Consider the following 13,205-nt stretch of genomic DNA (forward strand, 5'->3'; position numbering starts at 1 on the left):
CTGTCGAACGTTGCGGCATCGAGCTGAGCCTCAACCAGGGGGCGATCGTTCGTCCCCAGTTGGCGGCTCAACCTCGGTCGGTCGGCGGCTCAACCTCGGTCGGTCGGCGGCTCAACCTCGGTCGGTCGGCTCAACCTCGGTCGGTCGGCGGCTCAACCTCGGTCGGTCGGCTCAACCTCGGTCGGTCGGTCGGCGGCTCAACCCCGGTGCAGTCGACGGCTGGGCGAGCTCAACCTTGGTGCGGTTGACCGTGTGGATGTGTGTCAATGTGAGACAATGTTTGCCTTGATGCCTTGCCAACCGACTGGGATCTTCACATAAAGTGAGTGAACGCTCACTCACCAATCCGGAGGCGGCCTATGACAGAAGCTGTGGATGCGCTGGTCGTCGGTGGAGGTCCGACGGGGTTGACGATGGCCGGAGAGCTTGCTCGGCGCGGGCTCACCGTGCGCATCGTGGACAAGGCATTGGAACCGCCGCCGGATCACTCGCGAGCGCTCGCGGTGCAGACGCGGACGATGGAGATCTTCACCAGCATGGGGATCGCAGACGCCGCGCTGGCGCACGCCACGCGCGTCGGAGGGCTCAACGTCCTCCTCTCGAACGGCCAGCGCGCACGCTTGCCGATCTTCGACTTCCCGGAGCTCTCCACGCCCGTTCCAGGCATCTTCGTCATCCAGCAGTTCGACACCGAGCGCGTCCTCGGATCGCGCCTCTCGGAGCTGGGCGTGACGGTCGAGCGCGGCGTCGAGCTCGCTTCCTATACCCAGGACAGCGCCGGCGTCACATGCACGCTCCGCAGGGTCGACGGGAACACCGAGGTGGTGCGCGCGAAGTGGCTCCTCGGTTGCGACGGCGCGCGCAGCGCCGTCCGCCAGGGCGCAGACATCGCCTTCGAGGGCGACACCTACGACGATCACTGCATGCTCGGCGACCTCGTCATCGATTGGCCGCTGCCGGACGGCGACATCTATATCAGCCCTTCGCGCCGGGGCCTCGCAGCGGCCTTCCCCGTGCCCGGAAGCCACCGGTTCCGGATCGTCCTTATCCTGCCCGAAGCGTCGCCGGCGCGCGGCGCGTCGCTCTCGCTCGACGAGTTCGAAGGCGTGATGCGCTCGATGATCCCCACGCCGTTCAAGATACAGAAGGCGATCGTCCTCTCGCGCTACCGGCTGCACCACCGCGTCGCAACGCGGCTGCGCGAGGGGCGCGTGTTCCTCGCCGGCGACGCGGCGCACATCCACAGCCCGGCCGGCGGGCAGGGGATGAACACGGGAATCCAGGACGCGTACAACCTGGCGTGGAAGCTCGCGGCCGTCGAGCAGGGCAAGATGCCAGCGTGGCTGCTCGACACCTACGAGATGGAGCGGCTGCCCGTCGCGCGCCGGCTGATCGACTTCACAGACCGCCTCTTCGGGCTCATGGCCGGACACGGTCCCATGGGCCGGGCGCTGCGCCTCGTCGCGCCGCGCCTGATGACCCGCGCCATCGGCGTCGCTGCCGTGCAACGCCGGATGCTGGGGTTCGTCTCGCAGCTCAAGATCCGATACCGGAAGAGCCCGCTGTCCATCCAGATCGGCCACCCGCCGGAGCGCGGGCCCCGCGCCGGAGATCGCGCGCCGGACGCCGCGCTGCGCAGCGCGGCGGGACAGCAGGTCCACCTGTTCGAGCTGATGCGCGGCGTCGACTCCACGCTGCTGCTCTTCGCCGGTCCACGCCAGGGCAGCGCGAACACCGAGGCGCACGGGCACGTCCGGCGGCTCGCCGCGGAGCTCATCCGGCCGGACCTCAAGGTGCTGGTCATCGGCGCGCCCGAGGCCGGAGGGTACGCAGATCCGGACGGGCGCGCCCACGCGGCGTACGGCGCCGAGGCGGCAGCCGCCGTCCTCGTCCGGCCGGACGGCTACGTCGGCGTGCGCTGCGACCCGCTCGACGAGCGCGAGCTCAGGCAGGCGCTCGACCGGCTCTTCACCCGCAGGGCCGAGGCCGCATAGCACACGCCGACCGCAGTGCGCCCGAGCCGCCGCGTGGCGCTGCTAGATGTCGAGGAGAGAGGACACCGATGAGCCGACGCCCGCGCCCGCACGACACGTTGACCGAGGCGCAGAAGAAGATCGTCGACGCTGCGGTGGCCGCCTTCGCCGAGCAGGGCTTCCACGGGACCGCGACCAAGGAGATCGCGCGGCGCGCAGGGGTCGCCGAGGCGACGATCTTCAAGTACTTCCCGAGCAAGCGGGACCTCCTCCTGGGCGTCATCGGTCCCGCCGTCGAACGGCTCGTCGGGCCCGCGCTGGCGCGGTCCATGGACCCGCTCTTCGACGCGACGTACCCGACCTTCGAGGCGTTCTTGCGGGCGCTCCTCGCCGAGCGCATCGCCTTCGTGCGCGCGCACCCGCAGCTGGTGCGCATCCTCGCGCAGGAGCTGCCGTTCGACGCCGAGCTGCGGCTCGGCATTGCCGGCAGGGTCTTCGGGCCGCTCCTCGAGAAGGGGATCACCTTGATCGAGCACTTCCAGCGCGAAGGGCAGATCGTCGGGTGGCCGCCGCCCCTCATCCTCCGCTGCGTCGCCTCGACGTTCGTGGGGTACATCGTCCACCGCGTGTACATCGCTCCCGACGCGGCGTGGGACGACGAGGCGGAGATCGAGCGGGTCATCACCTTCGTGATCCGCGGCCTCTCGCCCCGCGAGCCCGCGTGACCCCGTGCGCGGGTGTGGAGGCCGCGCGGGCGCGCGGCGGCTCAGCTCGTCGTCAGCAGCGAGCGGAGCTGCGACGGCGACACCTGGTAGTCCTTGCCGCAATAATCGCAGCGGATGTCGAGGACCTTCCCGTCCGTGACCATCTCCTCGATGTCGCTCCGCGGCAGGCTCGCCAGCGTGGCCATCACCCGGAGCTCGCTGCAGCGACAGCTGAAGCTGAGCGGCGAGTCCTCGAGCCGTGAGAACGGCATGCCGTAAAGCAGCTCCCCGAGCAGCACGTCCGCCGAGGCTCCCTCGTGCGCGAGCACGTCGTCGAGGCGCTCGAAGTCCTTGAGCCGCTCGGTCATCACCATGAGCGGACCGCGCTCGACCTCCGGGAGCAGCTGCACGAGGTAGCCGCCGGAAGCGCCGACGCCGTCCTCGCCGATCAGCGTCGCCACCGCGATCATCGAGACGACCTGCTCCGATTCCTGCATGTACGTCATCAGGCCCGCGGAGATGCCGCCCTCGGTCGGGATCTCGACGACCCCCTGGTGGAGCATGCCGCTCGGCAGCGTGCGCATGACCTGAAGCAGCGACCCTTCGCCGATCTCCACCGCGCTCTCCGCCGTGGCCCCCTTGCCCAGGTTGACCAGGCCGCGGCTCGTGCCGTCCGGGTGCGAGTCGGCCACCAGGCTCCCGTTACCGGCCGCGCCCTTGACGATCGCCTGGACTCGCAGGTTCGGCGCCATCGCTTCGCGCACGAGGATGGCGCCGGTGATCAGCTCTCCCAGCCGCTGCGCGGTCGCGCCGGTCGCAGATTGCACTGCGATGGCCCCCCGCACGGTCTCGGTGGTCAGCGCCGTGATGACGCGAAAAGCGCCATCCATCGTGATGGCGCGGACGACGGAATCAGAAGGTCGGGGCAAGATGCACTCTCCCGTGGGAAAACATCGTTAGGCCACGGACGGCCGATGGCAACCCGCGGCGCATCGGTCGCCGCAGGCGGAGGCGCCCTGCAGGCGGGCGCGCCTCGCATAAAAGCACAGTTATTCCGTTGGCTTGTAGCACAGGCGCCCCCCTCCTGCGCGGCGCGGGGGGGCGCGGCCCGGGGGGGAGAGCTCAGCTGCGTCGGCGGCGCCGGTGCAGCACGGCGGCGCAGGCGCCGGCCGCGAGCAAGGCCCACGGCGCCGAGCGGCTGCCGTCGCCCTCCGCGCCCACCGTGCAGGCGCAGCCGCCGCCTTCCACCACGACGCCCTCACCGGGGAGCGGCGCGGTGCACGGGCCGATCGTGTTGTCGGGGTTGCGGCAACCCGGGACGCACTCCTTCGTCTCCTCGTCGCACACCATCCCAGCGTCGCAAGCGCTGTCCTGCTCGCACTCCGCGGGCTGATCGTCCGCGGGGTTGTTCGGATCGCGCTCGCCCTCGTCGACCATCCCGTCGTGGTCCGTGTCCTCCTCGCCGTCGCTCGCTCCGCCGCCATCGGTGTCGGCCTGCGTCGGCGAGGTCGTCGTCTCCCCGTCGTCGCCGTCCGGCACGCAGGTGGCCGCGTCGGCGTCGGTGTCCTCGTGCGAGCAGCCCTTGCCCAGCTCGGTCCCATCGAGGAGCCCGTCCCCGTCGCTGTCGGGATCGAGCGCGTTGATCTTCCCGTCCTCGTCCGTGTCGACGCCGGGCTCGACCTCCTCGCCGTCGAGCGCGCCGTCGTCGTCGCTGTCGGCGTCGTCCGGATCGGTGCCGAGCGCCGTCTCCTCGCTGTTCGAGAGGCCGTCGCCGTCGCGATCGCCGAGATCGTCCCCGGCGTCGTTCGGATCGGTCTCTCCCTCGTCGACCTTGCCGTCGTGGTTCAGGTCCTCCTCGCCGTCGCTCTGGCCGCCGCGGTCCGTGTCCGGATTCACCACGCTCGTCGTGGTGGTCCCGCCATCGGCGTCGGGCGTGCAGCTCTCGGCGGCGGCATCGGTGTCCGCGTCGGCGCAGCCCTTCCCCGCCTCGGTGCCGTCGAAGAGCCCGTCGCCGTCGCTGTCCGCGTCCAGGACGTCGGCCTGGCCGTCGCCGTCGCCGTCGTCGCTGGGGTTCGGCTCCTCGCCGTCGAGCAGGCCGTCGTTGTCGGTGTCGCGATCTTCCGGATCCGAACCGAGGAACACCTCGAGATCGTCGCTCAGCCCGTCGTCGTCTCCGTCGGCGTTCTGGCTGTCGTCGGCGCCGTTGCCGGCGGTCGGGTCGGTCTCGCCGGCCTCGATCGCGCCGTTCAGGTTGGCGTCCTCCGAGCCGTCGGTCGCGCCGCCCCGGTCGGTGTCACGGCTCAGCGCCGACGTCGTCGTGGCCCCGCTGTCCCCGTCCGCCGTGCAGTGCTCGGCGTCCGCGTCGGTGCCGGGGCCGTCGCAGGCAAGGCCGAGCTCGGTCCCGTCGTAGAGGCCGTCGTCGTCGCTGTCCACGTCGAGCGGGTGGATGAGCCCGTCGCCGTCCGCGTCGTCCGCCGGGTTCGGCTCCTGCCCGTCCTGCACGCCGTCGTCGTCGGAGTCCGCGTCGTCCGGGTCGGTGCCCAGCGTCTCCTCGAGGTCGTCGCTCAGCCCGTCCTCGTCCTCGTCGTCGTTGTCGCCGTCGTCGCCGCCGCGCCCGCGGGTCGGTTCGGTCTCGCCGTTGTCCGCGACGCCGTTCAGGTTGGCGTCCTCGGAGCCGTCGCTCGCGCCGCCGTCGTCCGTGTCCGCGTCGAGCGGCGACGTCTTCGTGGCGCCAGCGTCCTCGTCCGGGGCGCAGCGCCGCGACGGCGCGGTGCCAGGGCCGTCGCAGCCCAGGCCGAGCTCGGTCCCGTCGAAGAGGCCGTCGTTGTCGCTGTCGACGTCGAGCGCGTTGAGGAGCCCGTCGCTGTCGGTATCGTCCGCCGGGTTCGGCTCGAGCCCGTCGCGGACACCGTCACCGTCGGTGTCGGCGTCGTTCGGGTCCGTGCCGAGCGCGACCTCGAGATCATCGCTCAGCCCGTCGTCGTCGGTGTCCGTGTTCTCCCGATCGTCGTCTCCATGACCGGAACGGGGGTCGGTCTCGCCCGCGTCGAGCACGCCGTTCAGGTTGACGTCCTCGGAGCCGTCGCTCGCGCCGCCGCGATCCGTGTCGGCCTCGAGCGGCGACGTCCTCGTGGCGCCCGCGTCGCCGTCGGCAACGCAGTTGCCCGCCGTCGCGTCGGTGCCCGGGCCGTCGCAGCCGAGCCCGAGCTCGGTCCCGTCGAAGAGGCCGTCGTTGTCGCTGTCGACGTCGAGCGGGTTGATCAGCCCGTCGCCGTCGTTGTCGTCCGTCGGGTTCGGCTCGTCGCCGTCGCGCACGCCGTCGTCGTCGCTGTCGGCGTCGTTCGGATCGGTGCCGAGCGTCCCCTCGAGATCGTCGCCGAGCCCGTCGTCGTCGGCGTCGGCGCGCTGGTCGTCGGCGCCGTGCCCGGCCGCCGGGTCGCTCTCGCCCGCGTCGAGCACGCCGTTCAGGTTGACGTCCTCCGAGCCGTCGAGCACGCCGCCGTTGTCGGTGTCCGCGTCGAGCGGGTCGGTTGTCGTCGCCCCGGCGTCGCCGTCGGGCACGCAGTGCCCCGCCAGCGCGTCCGTCCCCGGACCATCGCAGTCCGTCAAGCCGATCTCCGTCGCGTCGAGCAGCCCGTCGTCGTCGCTGTCGACGTCCCGCGCGTTGACGAGGCCATCGCCGTCGGTGTCGCGATCCCAGAGCTGCTCGTCGCCGTCGCTCACGCCGTCGTCGTCCGTGTCGGCGTCGTTCGGGTCCGTGCCAGCGCCGTTCTCGGCGCCGTCGCTCAGCCCGTCGCCGTCGCTGTCGACGAGGATCTCCGTGGGCGGCGTGCCCGGCTCCGCGCCGTTGCCGTCCGTCGGGTAGTCCTGGGGGGCGCCTCTCACGGGGCTCTGCCCGGTGATGGTGGCCTGGTTCGCGATCTTGCCGTCCGTGCCCGCCTCGATGGTCACGCGGAACCGCACCGTCGTGGTCTCGCTGACGCCGAGCGACCCGCCCTGGGCCGCGTTGGCGCCGTCGCCGAGCCGGACGCTGATCTTCCGCATGTCGGCGTCGTACTCGCCCTCGTCGTCGCCGGGCGCGTCGGTCACGCCGCCCATGTTCGGGCCCGAGGCGATCTCGATCGAGCCCGGCACGAAGGTGACCCCGGCGGGCAGCGCGTCGTTCAGCACGACCGCCGCGGCGTTGTCATCCCCGGTGTTGGCGACGAGGATCGTGTATTCGAGCGTGTCGCCAGGCGTCACGCCGCCGCCGTTGAGGTCGAGGACCGACTTGGTCGACGTGGAGAGATCCGGCAGGCGCGTCGGAATCGACGTGATGAGGCCGCCGAGCAGGTAGCTGCGGGTGCCGTTGACGGACGCTCTGAACTCGGCCTGCGTGGAGCCGGCCGTGAGCAGCGCGGCCGGCACCTGCGTCACGTCGATGTCGATGCCGCTCATGCTCTGCGCCATGCCGGTGAGCCTGGGCAGATCGCCCACCGAGGACATCGGCGCGCCGAGGAAGGAGCGGGTGCTGTTGAAGAAGTTGTTTGCCGGGTTGAGCTCGTCGAACAGCGCGGTCCCGTTCCACGCGATCGCGTCGCCGGTCGAGCTGTCCCCGTCGTACCCGATGATGCCGACCTTCGCCTGGCCCGCGCCCGTCGGGACGACGAACCCCGAGATCGTCGAGCTCACCGGCGTGCCGTCGACCACCTGATCCATCCCGTCGAAGATCGCGAGGTTCCGCGCGGGCGCGGTCGTCAGCTCGTAGAACACGACCATCCACCACCCGGCCAACGCGATCTGCAGGCTCGCGCCGTTCAGCGCGGTCCCGTTGGAGATCCCGCTCAGGCGATACGCCCCCGCGCCGCGCAGCTGCACGATCGAGGTGACGTTGGCGAACGTCTGGACGTGGGCGAGTCCCAAGATCTCCGTCAGGCCCGAGACCTCACCGGTCACGTTGGAAGAGAAGACGCCAGGCCGGTCCAGGGTCACGCTGACATCGGTCGCGATGTCGATGTCGTGGCTCGCCGTCCAGTAGAGGTACGCGTGGGTCACCCGCGCGCCCGGGGGGAGGTTGAGGACCGCGGTGCTGCGGGCCGCCGAGGGAGCGATGTTGTTGTTCGCCTCGGCCTGCCCGGCGAGCGGGCTGTCGGACCTCCAGTAGATATCGGGCGCCGAGTCTCCCAGCGTCGCGGCCGTGCCGCACGTCCCGACCGAACCCACCAGCGGCGTGGGCGTGGACGACGCGCAGTCGTGCGCGAGCGTGTTGCCGATGAGGACGAAATCACCGCGCTGCGCCACCTGGACCCGCGGGATCGCTGGAGCCGCGCTCGCGGTCCCAGAGAGCGCCCCGAGCAGCGCGGCGCTTGTGAGCCCCGTGAATGCCAATCGCTTTGCCATCGACGCCTCCAGCCTAGGGCTGCTTCTTTTCCTTCTCGATGATGTTGAACTGGACGCGCCGGTTCTTCTGGCGACCCGCCTCGGTCTTGTTCTCCGCGATCGGGACGTCGGGGCCGTAGCCCTTCGCCTGCAGGCGCTGGGCCGCGATGCCGCGCTCGACGAGCGCCTTCAGCACCGACTCCGCGCGGGCCTGGCTCAGCTTCGTGTTGAACTGGCGCGTGCCGCGGTCGTCCGTGTGGCCCTGGACCTCGATCTTGAGGATCTCCGGGTGGTCGTTGAGCACGCCGGCGACCTCGTCGAGCAGCTCGTTGCTCACCGGCCGGATGGTCGCCTTGCCGATGTCGAACTGCACCTGCTGCAGGATGACGATCTCGGTCTCGGTCACCCGGACCGCGACCGGGCACCCGTTCTGCGTCGGATCTTCGTTCGGCTTGCCCTTCTCGTTCGGGCAGGCGTCCTTGTCGTCGCGGATGCCGTCGCCGTCGGTGTCGCCCGGGCAGCCGTTCGTGGCCGGGTCGGTCGTGGCGAGGCCGGGCAGATCCGGGCAGGCGTCCGACGCGTCGGGGACCTTGTCCCCATCGCGATCGGGCGGCGGCGGGCACCCGTGCTGCTTCGGGTCGTCGTTCGCCGGGCCGGCCTGCTCCGGGCAGGCGTCGACGTCGTCCGTGATGGCGTCCTTGTCGCGGTCCCCCGGCGGTGGGCAGCCGTTCTTCTTCGGGTCCGGCGAGGCGACGCCGGCCACGGCGGGGCAGGCGTCGACCGCGTCGAGGATGCCGTCCTGGTCCGCGTCCTTGGGCGGCGGACAGCCGTTCTTCGTGCGATCCGGGCTGCGGACACCCGCGGTGTGCGGGCACGCGTCGTCCACGTCGGCGATGCCGTCGGCGTCCTGGTCCTGCACGGGCGGCTTCACCTCGGGCGAGTAGGCGACCATGGCCACCGCGCGGAACGAGGGCGTGCCGACGCCGGGGGTGAGGCCAGGGCCCACGCCGAGCCCGGCCTCGAAGTCGTCCGCGAAGCGGTAGCGCCCGCCGAGCAGGGCTTCCAGGTTGGTCGTGCGCTGCTGGACGTCGGTGACCGTGATCGCGCCGGTGATCTCGGGGCCGATCTGCAGGCGTCGCTCGTCGTCGAGCAGCAGCCCGACGCCGGCGCCCCAGTGCACCGTCATCCCCTGCTCGACGTTGGCGAACTGCTTCGTGGACCGGAACTCCGGCCCCGCGGCGAGCGACCACACCGCGCGATTCAGGTGGCCGCCGAGGATGAGCTGCGGACCGCCGCGCACGCTGCCGTCGCCCGAATAGGCCTCGGGGTCGCCGGTCGGCAGCCACACGTAGCCGCCGAGGGCGATCTGGAACGGATCGAAGTAGCCGCCGAGGAGCGTCGCGCGCGCGCCGAGCCGGAGATCCCCGAGGGCGCTGCTGGTCGGCGGCGGCAGCAAGGCGCCGGAGGCGGCGCCGCCGTCGCCCGACTGGAGCGCGATGGGCAGATCGACGTTCACCGTGAGGCGCTCCCACAGAGCGAGCGAGGCGCTCAGGTGGAGCAGGAGCTGGCTGCCGACGACCTTGCCGTCGCCGATGTCCTCGTTCCCGGACAACCGCCGCAACACGAGCGGATCCTGGGCATAATCGCCGAGGAGCATGATGTGGGGTACGGCGCTTCCTGCCGTGTAGGCGGACTGGACTCCGAACATCCTGTCGCCGGCGGGTGCAGGCTGGAACCTGTCGAGGGCGAAGCCTTCGGGTCTCTCGGGTTCCTGCGCCTCGGCGTGAGCCGCTGCGCCGAGCAGGCACAGCGCCGCCGCGAGCGCGGCCGTCGGATGGGTCCCCTGTGTACGAGCCGGCATGAACGAGGTCGCCTCCCTGCGCGAAGGAACAGCAAGCACCAGGAGTATCGACCGAAACGGCGGCGGCGTTCAACGTTTCACGAGGTTTTCGGGCGCGGGCCGGCCGATCGGGCCAGCTCGGGCGCAGCGCCCTGCGGCGCGCGGGGGTCGTGGCGTCTCTGCGCGGGATCACGGCGCGGTCAGAGCCGGCGTCCGGAGTTTCCTGCGCGGAAGGTCAGGCCCGATGGCGTCGTGAGTCGGCGGTGAGTCACGTCGCACGGCAGGGTTGCTACCAGAGAGCGGCAGCGGTAGAGCGGCCACCTGACCCCGCGGCACGCACTGCTTGCGGTACTCGTTCAGGAGGGACCATGTCACGCGAACCCAAGAGTTTCGACAACCTCCTCGGCGGCAACGCCAAGGGCTTGAGCGACCTGCAGCTCAAGGCGCACTTCACGCTGTACCAGGGCTACGTGAAGAAGCTCAACGAGATCTGGGAGCAGCTTGGCAAGGCCGACCGCAGCGCGCCGAACTACTCGTACAACGCGTACAGCGAGCTGAAGCGTCGCGAGCCGGTCGCCTTCAACGGCACGGTGCTCCACGAGCTGTACTTCGAGAACATCGGCAACGGCTCGACGCAGCCGAGCGCCCAGTCGAAGAAGCTCATCGAGGCGTCGTTCGGCAGCTTCGACGCCTGGCTGGCCGACGCGAAGGCGTCGCTCCTGAGCGCGCACGGCTGGACGGTGCTCGTGTACGACTACCAGGAGCAGAAGCTCTTCAATAACCTCGTCCGGACCGAGCACGATGTCGGTCTGTTCGCGAACACGCATATCATGGTCGCCATCGACGCCTGGGAGCACGCGTACTTTGCGGACTACCAGACCAAGAAGGCGGACTATGTGGTCAATGTGCTCTCGGGCCTGAACTGGGACGTGATCAACGCGCGCCTCGCGCAGATCGGGCCGCACGCTCAGCAGGGGTAGTTCCGTTGTCACACGGCGGGGGCACGGGTCCCCGCCGCCCCCCATCGGAGAGTTCGGCGCTCCCGCGCCACGCGGCGACCACCTTCCCCTCGGGCCGGACTGCCCGGAGACGCGGCTTTCCAGATCTTGCCTCGCCCCCAGTGCCGCGTCCGCGTTCGTCCTGTAGACTGGGCGCGGCGATGAGCAAGGCCGAGTCGAGCACCCGCGCCGCCGGGGAAGAGAGCCTCATCTACGTGCGCCGGATCCACCGGCGCGACCTGAACCGGGTCTGGGAATTCCTCAAGAAGGTGTTCCGCGACGTAAACCGGGAGACGGTCGAATACCAGCGGCCTCGCTCGAAGAAGCGGTTCCTCGAGGTCTACGAAGAAGAAGGGGTCGAGCAGCTCCTCTTCGAGGTCCGGGCGGCGCATGGTCAGGAGATCGTCGGCTACGCGGAGTGCGCCTTCGAGATCACCGGGACCGATAACTGGATGAACGAGCGCTACTTCACGAAGCACGACATGCGCCCGCTCTTCGTCGAGGAGCTCGCGGTCCACCCCGAGTACCAGGGCCGCGGCGTCGGCGCCTTCATGCTCGAGCAGCTCGAGCACCTCGCGCGCATCCACGGCTGCACCCACCTCGTGCTGGAGGTGGCCGAGAACAACGACGGCGCCCTCAAGTTCTACCGGAAGCGCAGCTTCTACCGGCTCGACGCCGCGATCTTCATGGCGAAGAAGGTCGCTGTCGACGCGGAGCTCCTGCCGCCTCGGGCGCTCAAGAAGCCCCGCAACCCGGAGGCGCTCGGCGCGCCCGCGAAGCCGAAGCGAGCGCCGCGGAGGCCGCTGAAGGCGCGCAGCGGCGAGAAGAGGTCGAGCGCCCCTCCGCCGGCGTCGCGCCCGCTGCCGGCGGCGCGCCCGCCGGGCCCCGCGACGGACGAGGAGATCGATCCGCTCGACGAGGCGGAGAACGACGGCGGCGGCGACCCGCCCTGAGCCCGAGCGCGGCGAGGCGCGCTCGGCGGGTCGGGGCGGGGTCAGACCGTGCCGTGCTGGCGCAGGGTTGCCGGCAAGGACAGCGCGTGATCGATGCAGGCGCGGATGTCGTCGAAGCTCGACAGGCCGTACCAGAACACCGTCCAGTTCTCGTTGCGGTAGCTGCCCTCGGCCTGCTGGAAATACCAGGGGTTGATCTCGTTGCCGTTCCGGGCGCGCCAGAACAGCTTCGGGTTCTCGCTCTTCATCCGCGTCCAGAGCGAGCCGCCGATCCCCACGCCCTGCGCCTCCGAGGTCACCGCGAACTTGTCGAGGTACGGAGTGAGCGGGGCCCTCCCGCGCGGGTCGAGCGTGAGGATCGCCGTCGCCCGGTAGGAGTCGGACAGGTAGATGCGATAGAAAGGCTTCTTGTCGAAGTAGTGCTCGTCGAGCTTCCGCTCGAAGCACGCCTCGAGCAGATCGCGGAGCCGGCCGCGGTCGATGCCGTCCAGCGTGTCGTGCCGGAGGATCCGCTCGCCGCGGCGGACGAGCGTGCCAGAGCCCGTGTGCGTGAAGAGCTCCTTCGCCAGGTGATCCGGCGACGTGATCGAGACCGAGGAGGTCGCCGGCAGCCCGTCGAGCAGGAGCTTGATCTCCTGCAGCTTGAGGCGCATGCCGTCGTTCAGCGAGGGCTGGGCCATGAGGCCCGCGAAATCCTCCTCGAGGTTGATGGCCGAGATGATGCGCCCGTGCTCGTCGAGGAGGCCACCGGTGCTCGTGAGGAAGATCATCTTGAACGGCTGCGTCGCGAGCGCGAGCTCGCGCGCGGCGACGTCGGCGTTGATGTTGAGGATCTGCCCGCCCGGCGTCTCCCCGAGGCAGGCCAGGATCGGCAGGTGCCCGGCGCGGAGGCTGGACCTCACCGCTTCGACATGGACGCGCTCCACCTTGCCCACCAGCCCGAGGCGCGGCTCGTCGAGCAGCGACGCCTCGAAGACGCCCGCCGTGATCGGCCGCGTGCGCGTGCCCATCTCCTCGAGCGCCTCGACGAGCCGCAGGTTCTCGCGGAGGAAGACGCGGCGGGCGATCTCCAGGATGCGGGGCGTCGTGACGCGCAGGCCATTGACCCGCTCCGTCGGGATGCCCGCCTGGGCGAGCGCCCGATCGAGCTGCGGCCCGGCGCCGTGGATGACGACGGGATACAGCCCGACCTGGTTGAGGAACACGAGCGAGGTCGCGAGCGCCTCGAGGTCCTCGTCGAGGATGGCGCCGCCGACCTTGATGATCGCAAACTTCTGCTGATCGACGGCCGCGTACTGCTTCAGGTACTGCTCGACCTCCTTGCGGCTGCCGAGGTTCCTGAGCAGGCGGACGATGACGTCTTGCGTCGAACCCATCGT

The 13,205-nt window shown here is 70.6% G+C and carries 8 protein-coding genes; 4 read left to right on the top strand and 4 right to left on the bottom strand.

Annotated features, from left to right (window positions below):
- Window positions 1-359: 359 nt before the first annotated feature.
- Both WMF46_RS00480 and WMF46_RS00485 read left to right on the top strand, forming a co-directional pair.
- Window positions 360-1,994 (top strand): FAD-dependent monooxygenase, encoded by a 1,635-nt coding sequence (locus tag WMF46_RS00480; protein ID WP_437983779.1) that lies wholly within the window; start codon window positions 360-362, stop codon window positions 1,992-1,994.
- A gap of 68 nt (window positions 1,995-2,062) precedes the next feature.
- Window positions 2,063-2,698 (top strand): TetR/AcrR family transcriptional regulator, encoded by a 636-nt coding sequence (locus WMF46_RS00485; protein ID WP_437983780.1) that lies wholly within the window; start codon window positions 2,063-2,065, stop codon window positions 2,696-2,698.
- A gap of 41 nt (window positions 2,699-2,739) precedes the next feature.
- On the opposite strand, the gene WMF46_RS00490 is transcribed toward WMF46_RS00485, so the two are convergent.
- The 3 genes from WMF46_RS00490 to WMF46_RS00500 form a co-directional block, all read right to left on the bottom strand.
- Window positions 2,740-3,606 (bottom strand): Hsp33 family molecular chaperone HslO, encoded by an 867-nt coding sequence (locus WMF46_RS00490; RefSeq protein ID WP_437983781.1) that lies wholly within the window; start codon window positions 3,604-3,606, stop codon window positions 2,740-2,742.
- 193 nt (window positions 3,607-3,799) lie between these two features.
- The gene (locus tag WMF46_RS00495; RefSeq protein ID WP_437983782.1) at window positions 3,800-8,056 is read right to left on the bottom strand and encodes a hypothetical protein; all 4,257 of its coding nucleotides are present in this window, start codon (window positions 8,054-8,056) and stop codon (window positions 3,800-3,802) included.
- 13 nt (window positions 8,057-8,069) lie between these two features.
- Window positions 8,070-9,896 carry an OmpA family protein gene (locus tag WMF46_RS00500; RefSeq protein WP_437983783.1) on the bottom strand — a complete coding sequence of 609 codons (1,827 nt, stop codon included), beginning with the start codon at window positions 9,894-9,896 and terminating at the stop codon, window positions 8,070-8,072.
- Window positions 9,897-10,243: 347 nt separating this feature from the next.
- Between WMF46_RS00500 and WMF46_RS00505 the strand changes: the two genes are divergently transcribed.
- Both WMF46_RS00505 and WMF46_RS00510 read left to right on the top strand, forming a co-directional pair.
- Window positions 10,244-10,855 carry a superoxide dismutase gene (locus WMF46_RS00505; RefSeq protein ID WP_437983784.1) on the top strand — a complete coding sequence of 204 codons (612 nt, stop codon included), beginning with the start codon at window positions 10,244-10,246 and terminating at the stop codon, window positions 10,853-10,855.
- A 179-nt stretch (window positions 10,856-11,034) separates the two neighbouring features.
- Complete coding sequence (locus tag WMF46_RS00510) at window positions 11,035-11,826, top strand: GNAT family N-acetyltransferase (RefSeq protein ID WP_437983785.1); 792 nt, start codon at window positions 11,035-11,037, stop codon at window positions 11,824-11,826.
- A gap of 41 nt (window positions 11,827-11,867) precedes the next feature.
- Here the strand turns inward: WMF46_RS00510 and WMF46_RS00515 are convergent, their stop codons facing one another.
- Window positions 11,868-13,202, bottom strand: coding sequence for an acetylglutamate kinase (locus tag WMF46_RS00515; RefSeq protein WP_437983786.1), 1,335 nt, complete (start codon window positions 13,200-13,202; stop codon window positions 11,868-11,870).
- Window positions 13,203-13,205 lie beyond the last annotated feature (3 nt).

It is taken from the genome of Sorangium sp. So ce117 (assembly GCF_051524395.1).
Classification (GTDB): Bacteria; Myxococcota_A; Polyangia; order Polyangiales; family Polyangiaceae; genus Sorangium; species Sorangium cellulosum_B.

Excerpts from the sequence above, each read along its gene's own strand:
- WMF46_RS00480 (WP_437983779.1), top strand. The coding sequence starts at position 360 with ATGACAGAAGCTGTGGATGCGCTGGTCGTCGGTGGAGGTCCGACGGGG.
- WMF46_RS00485 (WP_437983780.1), top strand. The coding sequence starts at position 2,063 with ATGAGCCGACGCCCGCGCCCGCACGACACGTTGACCGAGGCGCAGAAG.
- WMF46_RS00495 (WP_437983782.1), bottom strand. The coding sequence starts at position 8,056 with ATGGCAAAGCGATTGGCATTCACGGGGCTCACAAGCGCCGCGCTGCTC.
- WMF46_RS00500 (WP_437983783.1), bottom strand. The coding sequence starts at position 9,896 with ATGCCGGCTCGTACACAGGGGACCCATCCGACGGCCGCGCTCGCGGCG.
- WMF46_RS00505 (WP_437983784.1), top strand. The coding sequence starts at position 10,244 with ATGTCACGCGAACCCAAGAGTTTCGACAACCTCCTCGGCGGCAACGCC.
- WMF46_RS00510 (WP_437983785.1), top strand. The coding sequence starts at position 11,035 with ATGAGCAAGGCCGAGTCGAGCACCCGCGCCGCCGGGGAAGAGAGCCTC.
- WMF46_RS00515 (WP_437983786.1), bottom strand. The coding sequence starts at position 13,202 with ATGGGTTCGACGCAAGACGTCATCGTCCGCCTGCTCAGGAACCTCGGC.